Raw genomic sequence first — 24,916 nt, 5'->3', positions numbered from 1 at the left:
GGGGCCGCGATCAGGTCTTACGGCGGACCGACCGCAGGTGCTCGATCACCGCGTCCACGACGAGCAGGGCGACGGCGAGCCAGGCGACCCAGGTGACGGCGCTGAAGCTGGAGGGCCAGTCGGCGCCGGCGGGGAAGTGGTACCGCACCTCCAGCTGGGTGATGTAGAGCCCGCAGATCGCCACGCCCAGCACGGCGCCGATCGTGAGAAGGGCGCGCAACGACGGGCGCAGCAGGACGAGAGCCACGGCCAGTCCGACGACGGGCGCCGCCCAGGGACCGATCACGAAGCCGGACACTGCCGCCGAGGCCAGTGTGAGCACGAGGGCGGCCTGCACGGAGAGCGGACGCCCGGTGGACCGGAGTGGTGACACCAGCTGGGGCCGCGCCGGTGCGTCACCACCGGTCGGCTCGGTCGCGGCCGATGTGTCGGCGTCCAGTGGGTGACGGTCGGCGTCGTCACGCCGGCGGGGACGCCAGAACACCAGCAGCAGGCAGACGAGGCCGGCCACGGCCGAGAGGTACAGGGCCAGGTTCACGCGATCCTGGGGCTTCCAGTGCAGCGTCACCAGCATCTGGCCGGAAGCTCGAGGCTGCACCAGCCATCCGTTGGCGTAACCGTCGACGGACCTCGGGCTCCCCAACGACGGCCCGCCGTCGACCTGCGCCGTCCAGCCGTTGTTGAAGCTCTGCCCGAGGACGAGCCAGAAGGGGCTCTTGGTGGTAGGCACGTCGACGGCGACCTTCGAGGTGGTCCGATCCTGGCTCAGGACCTTCACCGACGGCGCCGGCGTGGCGGCGGTGGCGGTGGCCGGGACGACCTGGCCCGACGGCCCTGTCGCCAGGGCGGCTCCACCTCGATCCGACCCGAGGCCCAGCTGATCGAGATCGATGCCCGAGGCCGCCCCTTCGGTGGTGCGAAGAACATGGTTGCCGGGGCCGAGCGACAGCCCGGCCGATCCCGGTCCGCAGGGCTGGACTTGCAGGCCCTGGAGCGCGGTGCCGGCGGCCGTCGAGCCGACGACCTGCAGGCCCACCGGGTTCCCGTCCACGGTCACGAGGTCGGTCCGGCAGCTGTTCGGCACGCTCGAACCCGCGGGCGGCAGCGTCACGCCGGGGATGCCCAGCTCGGCGATACCGACCGGCAGGATGGTCGGGAGCCCGCTGAGGAAGTCGACGGTGCTCTCCTGGCGGACGCCTTCGACGGTCACCCTGATGGTGCTCCCCTGCACCGCGGGGAAGCTGACGGGAACCTGGACCGTACCGTTCGGGCGGCCCACGTCGGCGACCGGCGGCACGTCGGCGATGACCGGAGGCTGGCCGTCGGCCTGGATGGCGAGGCGGCTCGGGACCGAGTGACGGCCGTCGGCGACCACCGAGAGGTTGAGGTGATCGAAGGTGACCGGCTGGTGTTGCTGGACCTGGAGCCACTGGCCGATCTGGTTGCCGATCTGGGGACTCCAGAAGGTGGTGGGGTTGCCGTCGAAGGCGCTCTGGCCCCGGTTCGACAGATCACCAGGAAGGCGGCTCGACGAGCTGACGAGGATGTCCGATCCCGGCCCCGAGGTCGGCCGACCCAGCAGACGGTCGATGGTGTTGTCGGGCGCATCGGCGGAGATACGCGCCGTGCCCGATACCGAGAAGGCCCGAGCCGTCGGCAACGAGAAGGTTCGGGCCATCGCCCGTTCCTCGTCCGCGTTCACGGGCGGAGCCTTGATCGGCTGTGAGGGGTCGGCGCGAAGCCGTGTCATCAGGATGACAAGGCGGTGGTCGATCGACGCCGTGCCCGCCTGGGACAGGAGATCGGTGGGAAGGCGGGTCAACTCGTCGACGGGCGGAACCGTGCCGCCGTTGGGGCCGCCGCCGACGCGGACCTCGGCGAACCCGACGCCGCTCGCCACCTTGTAGTTGGAGCGCACGCCGAAGTTCGTGGTGTCGATGACCAGGTCCACCCGGCCGAAGGTGCGGGTCGGAAAGGAGATGGTCTGCCCGGCCGGTGTGAGCGAGCTGGGACCGAGCTGCACAGGGACGTCCGGTCCGTTGTCGAAGCGAAGGGTGGCACCGGTGATGAAGCGGTCGCGGGGCCCGTCCTGGGGCTGCACGACGTTGATGTGGTTGCTCGTGACCGGGTGGGCCATGTTGATCCGGAGGTACTCGCCCTGGTGGTCCACCTTGCTGAAGGCGGCCACCTCCCACGCCGTGGACAGGTCGCCGTCCATGGCCAGGTCGGGCCGGTTGGCGGGTGTGTAGGACACCGGGTTGCCATAGCCGGAGGCCTGGACGGAAGCGACGCCTCCCTGCTGGGTGACGGTGCGGGAGTTGTCGGTCGTCCCCGGAAAGAGCGGTAGGGGATTGTTGTTGGGATCGGCCACCGGGGGAGTCTCGCCGGCCTGCTCCGTGTAGCCGGTGTTCTGGGTGATGGTGTCCCAGCGCTCGGCCCGACGACGGTTGGTGTCGGTGAGCACGAGGTCGGCGCCGGCACCGAGGGCCTGGCGCTCAGCGGCGGCGTTGGCGTCGAGGTCACCTTGGTAGAGCACGGTCTGCTGACCGTTGAGCAGACCGGCCGAAGCGCCGTTGACGAGCGCGTCACCATTGCCGGCGACGACGAGCGGCTGCTGGGCAGGCTCGGCCCGTAGGATCGATCGAGGGTCGGTGACCCCGTAGACCTGGAGGTCCGTCGGATCCGATGTGGTGGCCGACGGCCCGAGCGTCTGCTCGTCGATGAGCGGGACCGACGTGCGCAGGCTCGCCGGCGGACCGAACGTGACGGGCTGACCCAGGCCGGGCGGTGGCGGGTTGAACTGGGCGGAGGTGGGCAGGGTCCTGGCCGTCAAGTAGCGCTCGTACTGCAGGTCCGAACGCAGCTCGACATCGCCGACGCCCATGAGACGGGCGAGCGGAGCGAGCGACGTGGGGTCGAAGGTCCCCTGCTGCAGCCGGTCGTCGAGGGCCATCAGCAGATCGGCGGACGGCGGTGATCCCCACGGGACCTGCTCCCGGGCGACGAAGGGGCGCGACATGATGCCCGGCTCCACGGGGTCGACGAGGTTGTTGCCCCAGCGGTAGGTGGCGAAATCGATGCCGGGCAGGGCCATGACCCTCGTCGCGTTTCCTTGCGCGTCGAGGTAGTTGGCCGCGGCCTGGTAGTAGCTCGGTATCTGACTGGGACGGGAGAGGTTGGCGTCGACGAACTGGCCCGCCCACAGCGGCGCGATGTCAGCCGCCACGAGCCCGCCGATGGCGACGGCGGCGACGATGCCGAGCCGGCTCCACCACGCCGACAGGGCCTCGACGCCTGCCGCCAGGAGCATGGCGAAGCCGAGGGCGAGGAGCGGGATGGCTCGTGCCACGTTGCGCAGGGCGAGCCCCGCCGTCGAGCCGGTGGCGAAGGACTTCAGCAGCGATCCGAGGGGCGCGGCCGGGTGGTCGTAGGGATGGACTCCCACGGCGATGGCGACGGCGATGCCGATCAGGGCGACGAAGTAGAGCCGGTGCCGCCACCGGATCACCACGCCGGCGAGGAACGCGACGGCGGGCACGGCATAGCTGACGAGCAGGAGCCACGGCCACCGGGTGAAGTCGACCGAGGCCTGGATCCACGGGCCAATGCCGTCCTGGCCGTAGAAGAACCAGAACCCGAGACCGCGGAGGATGTCGTAGCTGAGGGAGGCCGACGCCACCGCCTGCACGGTCTCGCTGTAGCGGAGGACGTCGAGGCCGTAGCCGGCCTGGGTGACGAGCCCGGCCAGCCACCACAGCGACAGCAGCGCGGTGAGGACGCCCATGCGGACCAGGGTGACGACGGCCCGACGGAGCGACACCTCGCGGAGGATCCAGACGGCGTAGGGGAACCACAGAACAGGGGCGATGAGGACGTAGACGATGCTGGTGGCGTTGACGGCTCCGGTGATGGCCGTGACCAGGGCGAACAGCGCCGGGTAGCGCCACCCCCCGACCCTCAGGGCCCGGACCACGAACGCGACCAGCCAGGGGAGCGCGGCCCACGGCATGAGCAGGGCCGAGATGCGCGCCTCGTACTGGAGCACGTAGGGGCTGAGCATGAAGGCCAGGGCTGCCACCGTGACCGCCGGGGTTCCCCAGTTGGTGCCCACGGTGACGGCGGATCGCCACGTCCCGTCACCTCGCACGGCGCCCGCGCCGGGCCCGGAACCGGCGGCGGCCAGGGTGCGGACGAGGAAGAGCATCCCCGTTCCGGCGGCGAAGAGAAGCGACCCGATCCACAGCCGCTGGGCGACCCACACGGGCACGCCGATGGCGTTGAAAACCCAGAAGAACGGACCCATCGGGAACAGGTAGCCGATGTTCTGATGGGTGACGGTCCCCATTCCCACGTTCGGGTCCCACAGGGTCGAGGCCCCGGCCAGCAGCTTTCCCGGGTTCAGGTAGAGGTACTGCTTGGTGTCGGCCTCGACCATCCCCGGCTTGGACGCCAGCAGGGGGATGTAGGCCACCGCCCCCAGCAGCAGAGGCACGCCCCAGCGCTGGAGGCCTGCCCTCCGACCGGGCGTCGGCTCGTCCCGCGATGCGGGAGCCCGCGACGCGGGCGCCGTGCGCAGCACGCTCATGGTCGGTGACGCGCGGCAGCGGCCGAGGCCAGGGCCTCGAGCGTGCCCCGAGCGGTCGCCTCCCACGTGAACCGGGAAGCGAGCTCGAGCGCGCCCTTGCCCAGCCGGCGCCGGAGGGCTTCGTCGCGGAGCACGAGGTCCAGATGGTGGGCCAGCTCCGGCCCCTCGGCCAGGAAGCCGCTGGCGCCGTGGTCAACGGCATCCAGATGACCGGCGATGCGGCTGACGACGGCGGGCGTGCCGCAGGCGGCGGCCTCGGTGACCGTCATGCCCCACCCCTCCCGCAGGGAGGTGCTGGCCAGCACCCACGCCCGCCGGTACAGCGCCAGAAGGTCGTCGTCGCTGAGGTGTCCGGGCAGGGTCAGCCAGCTGCTGGCGCCGGCGGCCCGGACCCGGGCCTCCAGGGCCGGGCGCTCATAGCCCTCGCCGACGATCACCGCCTCGAGGCCGGGGTGGCGGCTGCGGAGCTCCACGAGCGCGTCGATGAGCAGCTCGAAGCGCTTGACCGGCACCAGCCGCCCGGCGGCGACGACGAGCGGACGGGGGGAACGGGTCCCACCGGGCGTGAAGCGGGGATCGATGCCCGGGTTGACGACCGAGATGTTCTCCTCGGGGAGCCGGAGCATGTCGACGATCTCCTGCTTCGAGGAGGACGACAGGGTGACGATGCGGCTGCGGCGGTACACGGGCGGAGCCACGGTGAACTCGACCATCTCCCCGAGGCGGGCGAGGACCTCGGGCTTGAGCACCATTCGCCACATCTCGGCGTGCACGTGGTGGAGGAACACCACGCGTGGGCACCGGGCCCATGCCGGCGAGAAGAAGGGCATGCCGTTCCAGACCTCGACCAGCGCGTCCCGCTGGCCGGTCCGGCCCACGAGGCCGCTCAATGCCGTGCGGGGGAACACCGCGTACCGGCCGGATTTGCGGACCACCCGGTACCCGTCGCGGCGGGTGTAGGCGGGGTGCCCGGCCGCGGCCGAGCTGCGCATGGTGACGTCGAGCCCGGCGCGTGCCCAGAGGCGGGCGATGGTCGACGCGTGGAGCTCGGAGCCGCCAGCCTCCGGATCGTCGAGGTCGCGCCAGGCGAGGATGTGAATGCGGTGCAGGCCGGCCCCACGGGCAATGGCGGCGATGTCGTCGTCCGGCGTGCCCGCACTCGCGTGCCGCGGAGCGTCGGCCGGGGAGGCGGCGTCGGCGTCTCGTCGGGAGCCGGGTCCAGGCGTGGCCGAGCGCGCCTCGAAATCCATCTGCCTCATGCTCCTCGTCAACGTCTCGCGACCGGGCTGCGCCCGCGGCCGGGCCGCCGTGTCACGGGCGGATCAGGCTACTGGATCGGATGCGCCGGGGAGCCGACACCACCACCGCGCCCAGGACGAGGGCCAGAACGCCCTGGCAGGCCAGCTCGGCCCGGGCGGTCGACACGGCGTGGCCGTGAGCGGCGTTCACGAGGAGCACCGAGAGGATGGTCGCCACGGCCAGCACGCCGAGGACCCACCGGCGTCCGGTTCCAAGGAGGTAGTAGGTGAACAGCGTGCTGGCCGCGAGGCAGCCCATGGCCAGGGCCAGGGTGGCGAAGGCGGGAGCCGCTCCCACCTTGTCCGGCCCGAACAGGATGCGCAGCATCTCGTCGGGGGCTGCTGCGGCCAGGATCACGAGGACGACGACGGGCGCGGCCACCAGGGCCAGCGCCACGCCCAGCTGGCGCAGGGCGTGGCCCCCTCGTCGCCATCGCACGACTGCCTCGGGCAGCAGGTAGCCGCTCAGGACGATGGCCAGGAAGACCACGGCCTTGGACGCGACGGAGATGGCGTTGTACGAGCCGACCGAGCCCGGCGCGTCCCGGCCCACGATCTCGACGTCGAGGCCCTGGAGGCAGGCCAGGAAGAAGAGGGCCAGGAGGGCGGCGACGAGGTCCATGGCGAGGTGCCGGCCCCTGACCCCGGCATCGTGGACCGTCGGGACCGGGGTGGCCGGTTGCACCTGATGGTCTCCGTTGGGCCAGCCTCCCGGGCTGGCCTCCGCCTCCGCCGGCAGTACCGGTGGGCCGGCATCGGCCTCCGGCTCGGTCGGGTCGGCCGCTGCCGGCTGGCGTAGCGGCCGAGCGCGCACCTCGGCCCAGCGGGCATGCCCGATGGCCGCGGCCATGGCTGCCATGAGGGCCAGCCCGGCGCCCTCGACGCCGAGACCGGCCGCGATGAGGACCACGGTGAGAGAGGTGCGGACACCCGCCTCGACGCACAGGTTCCAGGCCAGCCCCGTGTAGTTGCGATCGGCCTGGATCAGGCCCCGTTCGAACGAGAGGAGGCCCCAGGCCCCGCCGGCGATCAGGAACTCGGCCACCCCGTCGGCGCTCGGCAGCGAGAGCACGCTGGCCAGCCAGGAACGGCTCAGCCAGGCCACCACGGCGAGGAGCGCCAGGCCGACCAGGCCCCACCGCCGCACCTTCGAGGCCCAGGGCTTGATCCGATCGGCCTGACCCGCCATCGACCAGGCCGTGACCCGGCGCACGACCGCCACGAGCAGGGCCGACCCCGGCATCGAGAGCAGGAGGAACAGCACCAGCAGCTGCCCGAGCGACCCGTAGTCGCGGGAGCTGAGCAGGTGGGCGATGGTGACGGTGACGATGACGTTGGCGGCGTTGGCGGCCACGCCCGCGAAGGCGAGCGGGCCCGCCCGGCGGAGGGCACCCATCATCTGACCGGCCTGGGCTCCGGCCGGAGCGAGGTCGGCGTCGCCCACCGGCCCCGTGGCCGCCGCGGTAGGTGGCGAGCCGGGACCCCCGCGCCAGCCGGTTGCGGCGGGCCCGCCAGACCCGCCGGTTTGGGACGCCATCCTGGTCATGCTAACGAGCCGACCGGGACCAACGGTCGACTGCCGTGACAGGGTCGACTGCTAGCGTGCCCGGCGTGCAGGCCCGATCCAGGCCCTTCTGGATTTGGTTGAGCGTCGCATGCGCGGGCGGGCTCACCCTCCGCCTCTGCTACGTCTTCATCGTCAAGGCCCATTTCGCGCTGTGGGGCGACGCCTTCTACTACAACCGCCAGGCGTCGCTCCTGGCCGCGGGCAAGGGCTTCATCGAGCCCTTCAAGTACGTGTACGGCCACCAGTCCGTCGCCGCTGCCGATCATCCTCCGCTCCTCCCGATCCTGCTCGCCGCCGCCGACAAGATCGGCCTGAGCAGCTTGACGTCGCACAAGGTGCTCATCTGCCTGATCGGTGTGCTGACCATCATCGTCGTGGCGCTCATAGCCAGGCGTGTCGCCGGAGACCGGGCCGGGATCATCGCCGCCGTGCTCGGAGCTCTCTACCCCGGGTTCTGGATCCACGACGGCCAGATCCTGGCCGAACCCCTCGCCATGCTCGCGGTCGCCGTCGCCGTGCTGCTCGCCTACCGCTTCTGGAGCCGACCGGGTCCGATGCTGGCCATAGGGGTTGGGCTGGCTTGCGGCCTGGCCGCCCTGAGCAGGTCCGAGCTGGTCGCCCTCGTGCCGCTGCTGGCCGCGCCGCTTGCGCTCCTCGCACGCGGCCACAGCGTTGGCCGGCGCCTGGGCCTGGCCGGGCTGTCGGTGCTGGCCGCCCTGCTCATCATGGCGCCCTGGCTGATCCGCAACACGGTGACCTTCACGCATCCCGTGTACCTGTCCAGCCAGTTCGATCCGACGTTGACCGTGGCCAACTGCGACAACACGTACTACGGCCCGTCCGTCGGATCCTGGTACTTCAACTGCGGGGCCTCCCTCCATCCACCGCCCGGCGACGAGTCGGTGGCCGACCAGTACTACCGGCAGGTCGCCACAACCTACGTCCGGCACCATCTCAGTCGGGTCCCGGTGGTCGTGGCGGCGCGCATCGGTCGGACGTGGGCGCTCTACCAGCCCCTCGGCCAGACCCACATCGACACGATCGACGGGTACGAGCTCACCGTGAACCAGATCCATCTCTTCAGCTACTACGTGCTGGCCGTCGGCGCCGTGGCGGGGGCAGTGATCCTACGCCGGCGCAGAGTGCCCGTCTTTCCGCTGGTCAGCGTGGTCGTGGCCGTCACGATCGGTGTTGTCGTCACGTACGGGAGCACGAGGTTCCGCGCGCCCGGCGAGGTGGCGATCGTCGCCTTGGCGGCGGTGGGCGCAGATGGCCTACTGTCGCTGCGGCGGTCCTCTCGAGCCGCGGACACGGCCAGCGAGCCGGCCGGCGACGGCGATGGAGCGCTGGAGCCGGCCGTCCACAGCGGGGACCCGACGGAGGTCTCGTCGTGAGCGCAGCAGCAACGCACGAGCAGGCGTGCCTATCGGTGGTCATGGCCTGCTTCAACGAGGAGGCGACCGCGGCTCGGGTCGTGCAGCGAGTGCTCGCCTCTCCGTACACCAAGGAGCTCATCGCCGTGGACGACGGCTCGACCGACAGCACCCTGGAGGTGCTGCGCACCGTCGCGGACCCGAGGGTCGTGATCGTCGAGCAGCCGGTCAACCGGGGCAAGGGTGCTGCGCTCCGCCGTGGCTTCGCCCTGGCCGGCGGCCCGTTCGTCATCGTCCAGGACGCCGATCTCGAGTACGACCCCGACGAGTACGGAGCCTTGCTGGCGCCCCTCCTCGAAGGCAAGGCCGACGTGGTGTACGGCTCCCGGTTCCACACGGCCAAACCCCATCGGGTCCTGTACTTCTGGCACAGCGTCGGCAACCGGCTGCTGACCACGCTGTCCAACATGTCGACCAATCTGAACCTCACCGACATGGAGACCTGCTACAAGGCCTTCCGCCGAGAGGTTCTCGACGGGCTGGAGCTGCGTGAGGACCGCTTCGGGTTCGAGGCGGAGATCACGGCCAAGGTGGCCGGGGGCGATTGGCGTATCTACGAGGTGGGTGTGTCGTACTCAGGGAGGACGTACGCCCAGGGCAAGAAGATCGGCTGGCGGGACGGTTTCAAGGCCCTCTACTGCATCGCGCGGTACTCGCCGGTCTGGGCCACCATCGGCGGGTCTCGGGCCGGGACGGCTTCGCGGCCGACGGCGGTGATGGGACGGCGCAACGCGCCGGATGGCGGGGTCGGGGGTGCCCCCATCGACCTCGATCGCCGGCGGACCGACGGCAGCGCGTCCGTCGACGCCCCGGCGGGGGTGGATGGGAGCCCTCGCCGCCCTCACGCGCCCCGCCCTGGCCCGCCTCGGGGTTGACCTTCGAAGGTCCAGGCCGGCCCGTACACTGTCGGCGACCGAGAGCGCGGCCGTCCGACCTTGTGCCGCCTCGTTTCGGGCAACGAGGGGGGTGTCAACCGTTGTCGGCTGAGGAGATGTCAGCGGCTCGAGTGACCCGTCCGTCGAGAGCCTGAGGGGCCCCGCAGCAGAGCATGGCAACCACCTACGAACGGTCAGCAAGGATCTCTCGCCCCGAGTCTCTGCCCAGCAGGCGGCAGGAGACGGCCGGCGCCCAGCGCTACATGCCCGCCCTCGACGGGCTGCGGGCGTTCGCCGTGACAGCGGTCATCGCCTACCACCTCAATCTCACCAGAGCTGGCGGCGGCTACCTGGGCGTGGACGTCTTCTTCGTCCTCTCCGGGTTCCTCATCACCGGCCTGCTGGTGGAGGAGCGGGCCCGCACCGGCGGCATCGCCTTCCGGGCCTTCTGGGCCCGACGGGCGCGGCGCCTGCTCCCCGCACTGCTGCTGATGCTGGCGGCCCTGGCGCTGTACGCCGGGCTCGGCGGGCCTGGTCTGGATCGGTCGAGCCTGCGCCCCGACTCGCTCGCCACGCTCTTCTACAGCGCCAACTGGCACCTCATCTTCGGCCACCAGTCGTACTTCGCCCAGTTCTCGGCCCCCTCGCCGCTCAAGCACACCTGGTCCCTCGCCATCGAGGAGCAGTTCTACCTGCTCTGGCCGCTGATCCTCGTGGTCCTGCTCCGGGTCACGCGTGGATCACGGCGGGCCCTGACGGCCGCCATCCTGGTGATGGCGGCGGCCTCGGCCCTGCTGATGGGCCTGCTGTTCCACCCCGGCACCGATCCGAGCCGCATCTACTACGGCACCGACACCCGGGCCTTCGAGCTGCTGATCGGCGCCGCTCTCGCCGTGGTCATGGCGCGGCGTTCGAAGCCGTCAGCAAGCGGCCGCAAGGTGCTGCACGGCGCCGGCCTCGTGGCCATGGCGCTGCTCGTCTACTTCTGTGTCAGCGCCGCGGGCCCTCCTGGGTGGATGTGGGACGGCGGCTTGTTCGGGGTGGGCATCGTCACGGTGGTGGTGATCGCCAGCATCACCCAGTCCCGTTCGGGACCGCTCGGCGCGCTCTTCTCGCTCCCACCCGTCCGGGCTGTGGGGGTGATCTCCTACGGGTTGTACCTGTGGCACTGGCCCGTGATCGTGCTCATGACGGCCGCCAACGTCGGGCTGTCGGGCTGGCCCCTGCGGGGAGCCCAGGTGGCGACCATGCTCGCCCTGGCGACCACCAGCTACTTCCTGGTAGAGCGGCCGATCCGCAGGGCGAGGTTCAAGGGGTGGCGGGCCTGGTTGGCGGTCCCCACCGCAGTGGCCGCCACGGCAGGCGGCCTCGTCGTCGCCACCGTCGCGCCCACCACCGTGGCGGCCGCGGCTCCTCCGCCGGTCAGCCCGCCTCCGGCGTCGCCCGCGGCGGTGGCCGGCGCCACGTCCGCCCTTGTCGTGGGCGACGGCACGGCCTCGGCCCTTGCCGCCGACATGACGTCGAAGGAGATCTATCACGGCTTGGCGGTGCACGACGCCGCCGGGACCGGGTGCACGATCGTCGACGGTTTCACGGCGCAGAACACCTATGGCCCCGTGCAGCAGGAGCGGCCCGACCCGGGCTGCCAGTGGCGCACGCGCTGGACCCAGCAGGTGGCGCAATGGCAACCCAAGGTCGCCTTCGTGCTCTTCGGCGCGGGGGACACCGCTGACCATCTCGTCGGCCGCCGCTGGCTGCGCGTCGGCTCCCCGGAGTGGCAGGCGTACTACCAGGACCAGCTCGGCCAGATGGTGTCGCTCCTCAGCTCAGGTGGCACCCGGGTGGTCATGGCGACGATGCCGCAGTACCCATTCGTCCCCACCCGTTCGCGCCCGGGCGCGTCGTTCGCCGACCCGGCCCGGGTGGGTGCCCTGAACGCCGCGTACCGAACCTTTGCCGCCAGCCACTCCGACGTGACGCTCTACGACCTGGCATCTCAGGTGGTGCCCGGCGACCTGAGCGACGGTGTTCATCTCACCCCGCCGGCGACGGACCGGTTCGCCGACGGCCTCGACACCGAGCTGGCCATGATCGGCAATCCGACGCTCAAGCTTCCGCCCGGCCGGGTCCTGTCGCCGACCGACCCGCTGCGGGTGCTGATCGTCGGCGACAGCGTCATGCAGGACTCGGCGCCGGGCATCATCGCCGCCCTGCAGGCCACCGGAGTGGTCCAGGTCGTCGACAACGACGCCAAGAAGTACTGGGGCCTCGACATGACGACCGGGTGGAAGACGGACTGGCCCCGCTTCATCCAGCAGTATCGGCCCGAGCTCGTGCTCGGCATGTGGAGCTGGGACGGCTGGCCCGCACACCTCGACCCCGTTGGCTACGGCCGCCTTGTCGACCAGGCCGTCGGCCTGCTGCTGGCCCCCGGGACAGGGGTCGATGGCGTGGCAATGATGGAGTTTCCTCGCTCCCGGCCCACCACGTCGGCCACCGACCCCGCTGCGCAGGCCAGGTCGCTGGCGGACGCGGCGACGGGCGCGCAGGCGTGGAACTCGGTCATGGCTTCCGTGGCGCCCCTCTGGCCGGGCCATTACCTCTACCTGCCGACGGCCAGCTCACTCGAGCTCAACGGCCAGTACTCGGCCTGGCTGCCGGCGCCGGGAGGCGCGTTGTCGCGGGCCCGCAAGGTCGACAACTTCCACGTGTGCCCGACGGGAGCCGCTCGCCTCGGCCAGGCGGTGCTCGCCCAGCTGACGCCGGTGCTGCAGCTGCCGCCTGCAGCCGACGGTTGGTGGGCGGGCTCCTGGACGAAGAACCACACCTACAACGATCCGCCTGGAGCCTGCCCCGATGATCACCCCTGACGGCGGGCACTTCATGCGAGGGGCCGGAGGCTAGGGTCGGGCCCCGATGACCACCCGAGAGGCGGGTAGCTCGCTCGTGGGCACGCCCGGAGGAGGTCCGGCCCGAGCGACGTCACCGGCAACGGCGGAGGACCGTCGTCGCCGCCGTGTGGCGATGCCGAGCCCGGCGGTGCTCGCCGTGGCCGGGTTGACCCTGGCGGGTCTCGGCCTGCGTGTGGCGGTGCTGCTGCGGCCGCTCGAGGTCGTCGACCGCCTCTTCATCCCCGACGACACGTATTACACGCTGACCATCGCCCGCTCGATGGCCCACGGCCACGGTCCGACCGTCGACGGCAGCACCCTCACCAGCGGGTTCCAACCGCTGCTGGGCTTTCTGCTCACACCGGTCTTCTGGATCACCAACAGCGCCGATGCCGGCCTGCGCGCCGACCTCGCCCTGCTCGTGGTGGTCGACGCCGCGACCATCCTGGTGCTGGCGTGGGTCGCGTACCGACTGGCCGGCAGGGTGGCCGCCGTGGCCGCAGCCGGCCTGTGGGCGCTCTCCCCGGTGGGTGTGTCCATGTCGCTTGGTGGTCTCGAGACGTCGCTGGCGATCTTCTGCGAGGTCAGCCTCGTCGCGCTGTGGATCTGGGCGAACGACCGCCACACCGCGCTGCGATGGGCCGTGGTGGGTGCCGTCGCCGGTCTGACCGTGCTGGCTCGCACGGACGGCCTGTTGCTGATCGCCCTGCTCGTCGCGATCCAGCTCTGGCGCGGACCTCGGCGTCCGCTCCTGCCGGCGACGATCGCCGGCGCGGTGGTGCTCGCCCCGTGGTGGGTGTGGTGCACGCTGACCTTCGGCACCCCGCTTCCGACAAGCGGGTCGGCTGCCCACCAACTGCTGCCGTTCAAGTCCTTCTCGGCCATCACGATGTCCCTCGCCGCTGGCGCCGTCAGCGGTGGACCGTTTCAGCCCTGGGACTGGCTGCGGCTGCGACTGATCGGCCACACGACGGTCGGGTCGCTGGTGTTCTGGCTGTTCGTCGTGGTCCTGCTGGCTGTCGCCGCGCTGTGGGTGCGCCGCCGGAGGCAGCATTCCGTCGTTGACCCCTCGGTGACGCTCTCGGGGCCGGGCGCGTGGGCGGTCGCCGCCAGCCTTCCCGCCTTCGCCGCCGGTCTGCTGGTCTTCTATGCCTGGTTCGGCGTGACGTTCTACTTCACGCGGTACCTGGCGCCGGTGGCACTCGTCGCCGTGGTGATCGTCGCCGCGGTCGTGGGCCGGGTGGCCTCCAGCGCGGCGCGCTGGCGACCGCCTGCATTGGTCGGCCTCGCTGCGCTTCTCGCCGTCCCGGTTGTCGGCGCCGGCCAGGCCGACGCCCACGACCTGACCGTGCGCGCCGTGCCCCAGGTCCCGCTGGGAAGCGCCCACTTCTACGACGCCGCCACCGGGTACCGCCAGGTGACCAGTCAGGCGATGCTCGTGCCGCCGCCGGGCAGCGTCGTCGGTGGCTGGAACAGCGGTGCCATCAGCTACTTCGCGGGGAAGGGGGTCACCGTCGTCAACCTCGACGGGGTCGTGAACCCCGCCACCGCGGCGCTCCACAACGACGGCCCCGGTCTCGCCCGGTACATCCAGCGGCGCCACATCACCTTCCTGGTGGACGAGTCGCTCGCCATCAAGGGCGTCCGCGCCCGCCTCCAACAGCTCGACCCCCGAGTCACGACCCGGACGGTCGCCTCCTTCCCGGCCGTCGGCGCCTCGCCCCCGTACGACGTGGCCGAGATCGTGTGGCCGCCGCCTCCGGCCGGCCCGGCAGGCCGGCCCGCGGACACGGGGCAACGCCGGTGACGTCCACCGTCGACGCTGCTCCGGCACCGGCGCCGGCGGGGCGCAGCCGACGGCTGCTGGGCCTGCGCCCGTGGGTGCAGTGGGCGTTACTTGCCGCCCCGGTGGTGATCCTCGGCGTCCAGGCCTGGGGCCACCGGTGGATGGAGGACGACGGGTTCATCAACCTGCACGTCGTGCAGCAGATCATGGCGGGCAACGGCCCCGTCTTCAACGGCGGACAGCGGGTCGAGGCGTTCACGAGCCCGATCTGGCTGTTCATGCTCGTCGTCGGTCACGTGATCCTGCCGATCCAGATGGAGTGGACGGCGGTGGCGCTGGGCATCGCCTGCTCCGTGGCCGGCCTGGCCCTCGCCATCGCCGGTGCCGCCATCCTCGTCCGGGACCGGCGTCCGGGCGAGCTGCTCGTTCCCGCCGGCGTGCTGGTGCTGCTGGCCCTGATGCCGGTGTGGTACTTCGCCACCAGCGGGTTGGAGATGGGCCTGGTCTTCCTCTGGGAGGGCGCGTCGCTCTGGATCCTCGCCCGGTGGGCGCGCGACGGGGGGACGATCCCGTGGTGGGGCGCGGTTGTCCTCGGGCTCAGCTGGCTGATCCGACCCGAGCTCGTCCTGTTCACGCTGGTCTTCGCTGCCGTCGTGTTGGGGGCGGGCTGGCGCCGGGAGAGCTGGAAGGACCGCGTGCGCTTCGTGGTCGCCCTGGCCGCGTTGCCACTTGCCTACGAGATCTTCCGCATGGGCTACTACGCCAGCCTCGTGCCGAACGTGGCGCTGGCCAAGGAGGCGGGTCGGGCGCGGTGGGGAGCCGGCTGGCAGTACTTCCGTTCGAGCCTCAGCCCGTACTGGCTCTGGATCCCGGCGGTGATCCTGGCCGGCGCGGCGTACGCGCCGGCCGTGCGCAGCCTGCGGCGCCACGCCGAGCGGCGCGCCCTGCTCGTCGTCGGTGCCTTCGTGCTCGGTGGAGTGCTCGCTGCGCTCTACATCGTGCGGGTTGGCGGCGACTACCTGCACGCCCGGCTGCTGCTGCCGTCCATCTTCGCCCTCTGCGCGCCGGTCGCCGTGGTCCCGCTTCGACGGTGGACCCTCGGCGCCCTCCTGGTCGTGCCCTGGGCCCTGTGGTGCGGGCTGGCCCTGCGCCCACCCGGCGTCACCTTCGGCGTGTTCGGGTCGAACGCCCAACACGCCGTCACGGTGAACGAGTTCGGATGGCAACCCGGTAGCCCGTACCGCTCCTGGTTCACCGGCGAGGGCTTCTACTACAACGGCCGCCGCCTGCCGTACCCGCTCGCTCGCGGAGTCCCGGACCCCGAGGTCGCCTCGTTCGGCATCGGCATCGCCAGCTACGCCTTCGGGCCCAACGTCGACACCATCGACATGCTCGGGCTTGCCGACCCGTTCACGTCGCATCTGCAGCTCCAACCGATCGTGTCGAGATGCCCCGTCACCGACCCCACATGCCGGCCGGCGGGGTTCGCCAACCTGTCGCGCGGCCCCATTCCCGGCCACGAGAAGCCCATACCGATCCCCTGGCTCGTGGCTCGGTTCATCCGGCCCGGCACGAACGTCGACCCGGTCGACTTCCCGCCCGGCAAGTACATCGGCTCCACGCTCCAACCGACCACCGGTCCCGCCTTCGACGAGGAGGTGGCGTGGGCCCGCGCCGCCCTCGGGTGCAAGAACATCAGCAGCTTGCTGCAGGCGTCCTCGCGGCCGCTCACACCGGGGACATTTCTCGGCAACATCGGCCGCTCGTTCTCCCAGACCAGCCTTCGCATCCCGCCCGATCCGCGCGTGGCCTACCGCGAGTACTGCGGATCCGGTCAGCCCCCCGGCACGTCGAGCTCGCCATAGCGAAGGCCTGAGGAGACGATGGGCTACCATCGGCCAGCGATGGACAGCCGGCCGCCCTTCCGCGTCCTCATCGGCGTCGGCCTCGTCGCCGGGTGTGCCCTGGCCCAGCAGGTGCTCCTGACCCGGATGTTCTCGGCGGTCCTCTTCTACCACTTCACCTTCCTGGCCATCTCCCTCGCCCTGCTCGGGACCGGCGCCGGGGGGATCGCCATCTACCTGTGGCCGCGCTTGTTCGACCGGCGGCCGCTCGAGCAGTCGCTGGCCCGATGGACGGCGCTGTTCGCCGTGCTCCTCATCGTCACGCCGTCGCTGCTGGTCCGTCTGAACTACAGCTACAACAACTCGATCACGCTGAAGTTCGTGCTCAACTTCGGGCTGGCGTGCGTGCTGGCGCTGCTGCCGTTTCTGTGCGCAGGCGTGGCGATCACGCTGGCCATCCGGGGCTACACGGCCTCGATCGGCCGCCTCTACGCCTTCGACCTGGCCGGGGCGGGGATCGGGGCGCTGGCGATCGTGCCGGTCATGTGGATCGTCTCCGCCCCGACCGGGATGGTGGCCCTGGGCGCGCTCGCCGCCGTAGCGGCGGTCCTCTTCGCTGGTTCCTACCTCCCGTCGAGGAGAGTGGCGGCCGGCATCACCGCCGGCGGCTGTGCCGTGGTGGCGATCTCGGCGACAACGGGACTCAACAGCCTGGCGTCTCCCTACTTTCCGAACGTCAAGCCGGCGGCCGTCGAGTGGAGCCCGCTCAACCGGGTGATCGGGTATGCACCCACCGCCGCCGCCGCCTTCGGGTACCTGTTCTACGACCGCGTCTACGCGCCCGTCCCCCAGTACCACCCCGGCCAGCCCTACCCCGACTACCAGCAGCTACTGACCAGCTCGCAGAGTGTCGGATTGACCACGCCGCCCAACGGTCATGTCCTGGTCATCGGCGGGGGAGGGGGGCGCGACATCTACGACGCCCTGTCGTCCGGCGCTCGGCGTGTCGACGTCATCGAGCTCAACAGCGCCATCCGCGACGTCGTCGACCGATCCCTCGGATCGTTCTCGGGGGCTCCCTACTCGCTGCCAGCGGTCCACACGGTGATCGGCGACGGCCGCGCCATACTGGCCGCCCAGAGCACCAGGTACGACAAGATCCACATCGGCTTCACCGACACGCTCAGCGGGAGCTCGGCGGACGCCTTCGCTCTCTCCGAGAACAACCTGTACACCGTCGAGGCGTTCGAGGAGTACTACGACCATCTCGCGCCCGGCGGCATGCTCAACGTCACCCGGCCCTATCACCTCGTCGGCGACGAGGCGCTGAAGGTGACGGTTCTCACCCTCCAGTCGCTCCAGCAACGAGGGATCCCCCACCCGGAGAACAACGTGGTCGTGATCCTCGGTCACGACCAGTTCGGCGGCATCCCGGGGACGGTCCTGTCGCAACTCCAGCCGTTCAGCCCGGCCCAGCTGGCCCAGATCCGGACCCTGGCGGCCCAGCGCGGCGACACCATCGCGTTCGCTCCCAGCGGGCCCTACGAGCGAGAGTGGGTTGGCCTTCACCAGTCGAGCAGCCTGCAGGCCTTCTGCGGCAGCTATCGCCTCGACGTGTGCGCACCAACCGACGACAAGCCGTTCTTCTTCAACATGAAGCGCCTGACCGACATCGCCAAGCCGATGCCGGCCGGCTACAGCTACACCATCGATCCGTTCCTTCTGCTTGGTGTCACCGTCGGGATCCTCGTCCTGCTGACGTTGCTGGCCTTCGGCCTGCCATTGGGCCTGACGCGGGGCAGGGACCGACCGCCCCAATCGTCGCTGCTGTACTTCGCTGCGATCGGTCTCGGCTTCCTCACCCTCGAGATCGCCCTGATCCAGCGCTTCGTGCTGTTCCTCGGCTTCCCGACGTACGCCCTGTCGGTCGTGCTCTTCTCCTTGCTGATCTTCACCGGCCTCGGCGCGCTCCTGTCCAGCCGATGGCGCTCACCGCGCCGGGCGCTGGCCATCGCCCTTGGCCTGACGTGTGGGCTGATCGGTCTGAGCGCCTACCTGCTCCAGCCCCTGCTCCGTCACCTCATCACGATTCCCTTCTCGGCCCGGGTCGTCGTGACCATCGCCCTTCTCGCGCCGGTCGGCGTGGTCCTCGGCATGGCCATGCCGATCGGCCTCCGCCGCCTGAGCGCGCTCCATCCCGCCGGCGTGGCGTGGGCGTGGGGCATCAACGGCATCACCTCCGTGCTGGGGTCGGCTCTGGGCGTCTTCGTGGCGATCAACTGGGGCTACGCGGTCACGACGCTGCTCGCGCTCGCCTGCTATCTCGTCGCCCTGGCTCACGTCGTCGTGGGCCGGTGGCCCGAGTCCGATCTGGCGCCGGTCGACGGCGGCGGTGAGGGCCCAGGCGAGGGCCGGCGGCTATCCCGACTGCGACCCCGCCTGCCGGTCGCCTCGGGTGCGACCGCCTCGAGCACCGGCAACTGACGGGGCTGATGGCGCGCCACCGAGCACAAGGTGGGCGCGCAACCACCACGCGTAGCTGGAGGCCACGGCCACGAAGGCGATGACGAGCACGATGCCCGGTACCGGCGGCTCCCACTGAGAATGCAGGAAGCTCCACTGTCCTTGACCCCACATGAAGTGGCGAAGGCTCCAGATGAAGGCGCCGGCGTGGCCCACGGCGATGGCGGCGATGGCGGTCGTTGCCAACCGCCGCTGCCGTAGCTCGAGACCGGGTGACCGCCGCCCGATGATGAATGCGGCGAGGAGAGGAATCCCGGTCGCCAAGGGCAGGGAATAGCGGCCCTGCCACAGTATTCCGTAGTTGGCGGCCTCCCCGAGCTGGATGACGACCGGCAGGAAGATCGTCGCCGCCGTCAGACCGACGAGGACGAGCGCGTCCCGGCGCCGGCCGACGATGAGCGCTATGACGGCGAGCGCCGCGGCAAGGGTCCACCACAGCACGAAGGTGAACAGGGGGGCGGCCACGTTGTTGTAGCTGAACAGTCCCGTCATTTGGCGGATGTAGGTGTCAGTGTGGCTGAGCACGTACCCGGTTACGAACGCAGACGTGCATCTCGAGGGGCAGGGGCGGCCGACCACGGCGACGCCGACCGAGGTGGTCCACACGACGGCAAGGCCCGTGCACACCGCCACGATCGCCGCCCACACCTGGACGTCGCGGCGTCTCAGCACGGCAGCCAGGCGCTCCCGGCTCATCAGGGCGAGCACAGTGCAGACGATCACGACGAGCCACACTGGCGAGAGCGGGCGGGCCAACACGAGGGCGCCGGCCGAGACGCCGGCTCGGGTGAGGAGTCGCCCGCCACCGTCGGGCGGCGGGTCGAGGATGAAGACCAACAGGGACACCCACAGACAGATGGCCGGGCTGATCTCGAGACCGCTGTCGTTGATCACGGCGCCGATGTAGATCACGGCGGGCACGATCGCGACTCCCGTGCCCAGGACCAACATCCGTGACCTGCGCCAGGAGAAGGCCGAGACAAGGGCCGAGGCCAGGAACGCAGACGTGATGGCCACGCTGACCAGGCGCATCAGGTAGAGCCCCAGCGCCGACGGCGCGGCCAGGCTCGGCAGCCCGACCGCCAGGTAGTACAGCGGCGGATAGCCGCCGAACTGCGTGTTGACCTGCTCGAGCGATGTCGGCCCGCCGATTGAGAACCCGCAGCTGCCGGCCGCGCCGGAGCGGAAGAGGTAGCACAGGGTGGAGGGGACCTGGGCGCCGGCGAACGGTGCCGGGACGTGCACCAGCCAAGGTCGACCACGCGGTCCGGTGTTCGCCCCCCGCAGTTCGCCCCTGACGACGGCCGCGGCCTTGATGGCGTGGGCTCCCTCGTCGGACCCGCTGAGCAAGGGGCTGGCCACGGCCCACGATGCGCCCATCACGAAGAGCAGCGCGAAGGACACCAGCCACTGCCTGCGGGCCAGCCGTGACTTCGGGCGGTCCTCCCGGCCCGGAGGTGTTGTCGAGCCGGCCTCGGAGGCCGGCGCGGCCGAGGGCGTTACCGGCGGAACTGATGTGGAGACGGTCGCCCCCCGCTGCTACCGGCGGGCGCCCTGGATCGCCTCGCGGGGGAGCACCGGGGCGTCTCGGCCCGTTCCCGACCGACCCTGACCGGGCCGGTCCGAAGCCTTCTCCTCGTGGTAGTCGGCCTCGACGTTGACGCTCCAGATGTCGTTGCTGGCACCGAGGATGTTCTCGACGGTGAGCATCGCCGTGTACATGGAGTGGTCCTGGTTGTTGTACCGGTGCATGCCGTTGCGACCGACGGGATAGACGTTGACCACGTTGGCCTCCAGCCAGGCGCGCAGTACCTCCACGTTGTCCCGGTAATGCTCGTCGTAGATGGGGTACGCCTTGGGCATCCGCACCACGTAGCCGGCCTCCACATCGGCGGCCTTCATGAGCCCGAGCTGCTCGAGCTCCTGCTTGCCCCGTTCGATCAGCTCCTCATCGCTCGCGGTCCACGAGTGGTCGCCCTCGAACACCGTGTACTCGAGACCCAGGACGTTGCGGCCGCCCTTGACGAGGTAGGGCGACCAGGAGCCGAAGTTCTGGATCCGCATCGTTCTCACGTCGGGAGCGTGGATGTAGATCCAGTTGTCGTCCCAGGCCACCCGGTCGGCCGGCACGACCAGGGCGACAGTGAGGAAGTCCCGGTAGATGAGCCCGGCCGCGGCCCGACGGACCTCGTCGGGAGCGGGTGGGTCCATCGCCTCGACAAGGGCGCCGAACGGCATGGACGAGATGACCTCGCTGACGGGGTAGGTCGTGGTCCCACCCCCGGTCGTCGTCGCTTCCACTTCGACGGCGCGATTGTCGCGACGACCGATGCGCGTCACCTTGGTCTCGAAGACGACCTTCGAGCCCTGGGCCTCGACCTTCTCGCGACAGGCCTCCCACATCATTCCCGGCCCGAACTTCGGGTACTGGAACTCCTCGATGAGCGACGTGATGTCCTTCTGGTTGCGCTTGGGCGTGAGGGAGTTCACGATCGCTTTGCCCAGCGACAGACCCTTGACCCGCTGCGCCGCCCAGTCCGCCGGCATCTGGCTCACCGGGATGCCCCAGACCTTCTCGGTGTAGGTCTTGAAGAACGTCCGGTAGAGCCGCCATCCGAAACGGGCGACCAGCCAGCCCTCGTAGTTGTCCTGGTCCTTGGGCGGGCGCACCCGGGCCCGCGCGTAGGAGCCGACGCAGCGAACCGCCTCGACGGGACCGAGGTTGCGCAGGGCGTTGCCGCCGCGGATCGGGTAGTCGAAGTACCTGCCGCCGTAGAAGATGCGGCTCTTGCGGGGGCGGAGGAGGAAGTCGCCCTCGGGGAGGATCTCGTGCCAGAGCCGCTCGACCGCCGGCACCTTGGTGAAGAACCGGTGACCGCCCATGTCGAAGCGCCAGCCGTCGCGCTCGGTGGTCCTGCTGATGCCGCCGACGACGGAGTCGGCTTCCAGCACCGTGGACGTCCTCCCCGACTTGGCCAGCTGGTACGCGGCGGTGAGCCCTGCCGGGCCGGCGCCGATGATGACCGCCTCCAAGTCCCTCGCCGTTGCGGGTCGATCGGATCCGTCCTGGGTGCGCCCAGAGGGTGCGGTTTCGCGAGGATCTGCAGTCGCCTCTGAGGAGGGCTCCATGTTCTCCTTAGTGGGCCGCGTGCCCACACTGGGCAGCGCCGGGACGGGACATTCCACGATACCGTCCCCGTCCGCCCGCGACGGAGACGAGGGCGGTGGCATCCGTGGAGCGGCCTCAGGGCACATAGGCGTTGAGAAAGGCGAGGGTGGCGTAGCCAGCCATCCCCGCGGCGCCGAGGGCGAGCACGCCTCGCTCCACGCGGCCGCTGGCCGTGAGGCCTGCGCCCGCCAGGACCAGTGGGAACGCGCTCAGGGCGTAGCGCTCGAGGGAGTCGAGGTTGCGCGAGCTCAGAGCCAGGACCAGCGTGGCGGCAGCGAACGCCCCGTAGGACGCAGGCCAACGGAGCAGGCACACGACCAGCAGCAGGACCAGGCCGATCGCCCAGGGGTCGTGGAGCCCGCTGCCGATGTGCCCGTGGATGAACAGGCGAGCCTCGTGGCCGAGGGAGGTGACAGGGTCGACGAAGCCGCCGCGCTGGCCGGCCGCCTGCTGGGCGTGCACCGGGACCAGCGGATCGCCGTAGGCCAGCCACGACCAACCGAGGAAGATGGCGCCGCCCACGGCCGGCGCCGCCACCGCCCCCACGCGGGCCACCGCCTCCCGTCGCGAGATGGCGGACCAGCCCCGTGCCGCCTCCACGGCGGCGGGCACCACCAGGAGCACGCCGAGCGGTCGGGCGAGGCCGGCGGCCAGGCCGGCCGCCACCGCCCATTCCCAGCGCCGGGTGCGGAGAGCGAGGAAGGCGGCCACCGCCAGGGCGATGGCTGTGGCCTCGGCGTACCCCATCACCAGGACGAAAGCCGGCGGCACCAGGGCCATCAGCCAGGCCGCCCGCCGGGCGAGGGCGCGGTCGCCGGTCTCGACGAGCGCCAGGCGGTGCAGCAGGGCGCCGAGGGCCAGCGCCGAGACGTTGGCGACGATCAGCAGGGTGACACCGGTGGCGCTGGCGATGCCCAGGGCGAGGTAGCGGGCCACGAGGGGGACCAGCGGCCAAAACCGCGTTGCGCTGTGGCCGAGGGGGGCGTAGCCGTGCGAGGCGATAGCGCGGTAGAAGCCGGCGTCCCAACCGAGGAGGCCCTGGTCGACCCGGAAGGACACGCCCGCCGCCGTCGGATGCAGGTGAGTCACCAGGAAGTGGGACAGGGCGAGCGCCCCGAGCACGATGAGCCGAGCCGTGATCCAGCCCGGAAGCGCCGCCATGACGTCGGCCCTGATCCCGCCCGGGCGGCCCGGAGCTCCCGTCCAGGCCACCCGCAGCCTGCCCGACACGCTTGCCCGAGCCCGGCCCGAGGGCCGACTCGAGGTCGTCGGCAGGCGCTGTCCGATGCCGTCCCGGCGCAGCATGGCCGCAGGCTCAGGGGGTTGCCGGGTAGCGGAACAGGGCCTGCTGCTCGAAGACACCGGTGAGGTCGTCGTGGGCGTTGGTGTCCGGCCTCACGACCTGGGTCGCACCTGGTCGCAGGCCCGCCAGCTGGCTGGAGAGCGTTTCGCACTTGAAGTCGAGTGTCTTGTAGCCGCTGATCCACACCAGCCAGATGGTGTGGCCGGGACCAGCCCGGGAGGCGAGGGTCCGGGCGAAGGCGGCCGGCTGGCCCGCGGCGTTCCTGGCCGAGTAGTCGGACCAGTCCACCCGCTGCGGCGCTGCGCCCGCCGGGAAGGTCAGCTGGACCAGATTGCTCGGGAGCAGGCGGCTCACGGACGGGCCCAGCTGGTCGGGGCAGTAACCGACCACATCGCCAGGCTTGGCTGCCGCGTTGATCGCCGCGGCCACCTGTCCGGCCTGGGTGCGGTTGGTCGTCACGTTGCTGGCCGAGGCGACCAGCCCCAGGACCACGGCGATGGCGAGCACCCCTGCCCTGATGCGCCGGTCGGCCAGGGTCGCCATCCCGAGCACAGCCAGGAGGAGGAAGATCGGGAGCACGACCGCCGCGTAGCGACCCTGGAAGGCGCTCCTCGAGACCAGGCCGACGGCGATGGCCAGTGCGAGCGTTCCCGCCGTGGCGATAGCCAGAGCCCGGGGCGGTCGCCGGGTGCGGAGATCGAGCTCTATCCGGTGACCGTCCAGAGCCATGCCGAACAGGGCGAGGAAGGTCAGGGCGAAGAAGGTCAGCCCGAGGCCCCGACCGGCGCTGGACTTACCGCCGGCGAACTCGCCGATGGCGTTGACCATGGCACTGAAGCTCGCCGGCTCGGCCCACGGTGTCCCGGTGTGCCGGAGCTGGGACAGGAAGATCGGCACCCAAGGCAGGAACAGGACGCACCCGGCGGCGATGGCGCCCAGCGCCCAGAAGGGGGCGGTCCGATCCGCGGGCCGGGTGCGGATGCGCCAGGCGAGGATGGCGACCACCACCACGAGCAGGTAGATCGACCAGTAGTGGGTGTACAGGAGCAGGGCGGTGAGGGCGGTCACGGCGACGAGGTCGAGTGGTCTCGGCCGGGGACGCTCCAGCACCCGGGACAGGGCGAGGAAGCCGCACACGACGAGGAGGATGACCAGCGAGTACATGCGGGCCTCGGTGGCGTAGCGCACGGCAAACGGCGAGCTGGCCAGGAGCAGCAGGGCGACCCACGCCCCCGGCCGTCCTCCGACCCGACGCCCGGCGAGCCACATGAACGGCAACGCGGCGACGGCGATCACGCCGCCCAGCGACCGCACGGCCAGATCGCTGGTGCCGAACAGCCGGATCCACCCGTGAAGGAGCAGGTAGTACAGCGGGGGTGCCCCGTCGTGGCGGAGGGCGTCGGGGATGCGGGAGAACGGAAGCCCGGCGATGCCGACGGTGTTCGCCTCGTCCAACCACAGTGGCGACCGGGCCCAGAAGCGCAGCACGATGGCGGCGACCAGCACTGCGGCTGCGGCCAGTCCCAGCCACATGGTGGGGCGGGACAGGCGGCCCGGCGCGCGCTCGCTCGGAACGACCGGCTCGGGGTGCTCCGGGGGTGCTTCGACGGAGCGGCTCGTCACGGCCCGCCAGGGTAGTCAC

13 protein-coding genes are annotated in these 24,916 nt (G+C 71.0%); 6 read left to right on the top strand and 7 right to left on the bottom strand.

Annotation, left to right across the window (positions count from 1 at the left end; all coding sequences use genetic code 11):
• Positions 1-10: 10 nt before the first annotated feature.
• The 3 genes from VH112_08205 to VH112_08195 all read right to left on the bottom strand — a co-directional run bounded on the left by VH112_08205 (position 11) and on the right by VH112_08195 (position 7,420).
• Entirely contained in the window at positions 11-4,585 is a 4,575-nt protein-coding gene (locus tag VH112_08205; GenBank protein ID HEX4540215.1) for an alpha-(1->3)-arabinofuranosyltransferase family protein, read from the bottom strand.
• A complete protein-coding gene (locus VH112_08200) occupies positions 4,582-5,835 on the bottom strand; it encodes a glycosyltransferase family 4 protein (protein ID HEX4540214.1) in 1,254 nt (417 codons plus the stop codon). The genes VH112_08205 and VH112_08200 overlap by 4 nt, the downstream gene beginning before the upstream one ends.
• A gap of 61 nt (positions 5,836-5,896) precedes the next feature.
• Positions 5,897-7,420, bottom strand: coding sequence for a hypothetical protein (locus tag VH112_08195; GenBank protein ID HEX4540213.1), 1,524 nt, complete (start codon positions 7,418-7,420; stop codon positions 5,897-5,899).
• 107 nt (positions 7,421-7,527) lie between these two features.
• Between VH112_08195 and VH112_08190 the strand changes: the two genes are divergently transcribed.
• The 6 genes from VH112_08190 (at position 7,528) to VH112_08165 (ending at position 18,763) form a co-directional block, all read left to right on the top strand.
• Positions 7,528-8,844, top strand: coding sequence for a glycosyltransferase family 39 protein (locus VH112_08190; protein HEX4540212.1), 1,317 nt, complete (start codon positions 7,528-7,530; stop codon positions 8,842-8,844).
• The gene (locus tag VH112_08185) at positions 8,841-9,758 is read left to right on the top strand and encodes a glycosyltransferase family 2 protein (GenBank protein HEX4540211.1); all 918 of its coding nucleotides are present in this window, start codon (positions 8,841-8,843) and stop codon (positions 9,756-9,758) included. The genes VH112_08190 and VH112_08185 overlap by 4 nt, the downstream gene beginning before the upstream one ends.
• A gap of 173 nt (positions 9,759-9,931) precedes the next feature.
• Positions 9,932-12,628, top strand: coding sequence for an acyltransferase family protein (locus VH112_08180; GenBank protein ID HEX4540210.1), 2,697 nt, complete (start codon positions 9,932-9,934; stop codon positions 12,626-12,628).
• Between the two features lie 46 nt (positions 12,629-12,674).
• Positions 12,675-14,456 (top strand): hypothetical protein, encoded by a 1,782-nt coding sequence (locus tag VH112_08175; GenBank protein HEX4540209.1) that lies wholly within the window; start codon positions 12,675-12,677, stop codon positions 14,454-14,456.
• Complete coding sequence (locus VH112_08170) at positions 14,453-16,300, top strand: hypothetical protein (GenBank protein HEX4540208.1); 1,848 nt, start codon at positions 14,453-14,455, stop codon at positions 16,298-16,300. The genes VH112_08175 and VH112_08170 overlap by 4 nt, the downstream gene beginning before the upstream one ends.
• Positions 16,301-16,339: 39 nt before the next feature.
• The gene (locus VH112_08165) at positions 16,340-18,763 is read left to right on the top strand and encodes a hypothetical protein (GenBank protein ID HEX4540207.1); all 2,424 of its coding nucleotides are present in this window, start codon (positions 16,340-16,342) and stop codon (positions 18,761-18,763) included.
• On the opposite strand, the gene VH112_08160 is transcribed toward VH112_08165, so the two are convergent.
• The 4 genes from VH112_08160 to VH112_08145 all read right to left on the bottom strand — a co-directional run bounded on the left by VH112_08160 (position 18,698) and on the right by VH112_08145 (position 24,897).
• Positions 18,698-20,206: a DUF2142 domain-containing protein gene (locus tag VH112_08160; protein ID HEX4540206.1), complete on the bottom strand. Its 1,509-nt coding sequence runs from the start codon at positions 20,204-20,206 to the stop codon at positions 18,698-18,700. The genes VH112_08165 and VH112_08160 overlap by 66 nt on opposite strands.
• A gap of 135 nt (positions 20,207-20,341) precedes the next feature.
• Complete coding sequence (locus VH112_08155; protein HEX4540205.1) at positions 20,342-21,835, bottom strand: NAD(P)/FAD-dependent oxidoreductase; 1,494 nt, start codon at positions 21,833-21,835, stop codon at positions 20,342-20,344.
• A 211-nt stretch (positions 21,836-22,046) separates the two neighbouring features.
• Complete coding sequence (locus VH112_08150) at positions 22,047-23,276, bottom strand: hypothetical protein (protein ID HEX4540204.1); 1,230 nt, start codon at positions 23,274-23,276, stop codon at positions 22,047-22,049.
• Positions 23,277-23,286: 10 nt separating this feature from the next.
• Positions 23,287-24,897 carry a glycosyltransferase family 39 protein gene (locus VH112_08145; protein HEX4540203.1) on the bottom strand — a complete coding sequence of 537 codons (1,611 nt, stop codon included), beginning with the start codon at positions 24,895-24,897 and terminating at the stop codon, positions 23,287-23,289.
• Between the last annotated feature and the right edge of the window lie 19 nt (positions 24,898-24,916).

This window comes from Acidimicrobiales bacterium (genome assembly GCA_036270875.1).
Lineage (GTDB): Bacteria > Actinomycetota > Acidimicrobiia > Acidimicrobiales > AC-9 > AC-9.
Note: the sequence above shows the minus strand (reverse complement) of the source record. Positions and strands in the feature narration are given on the sequence as shown.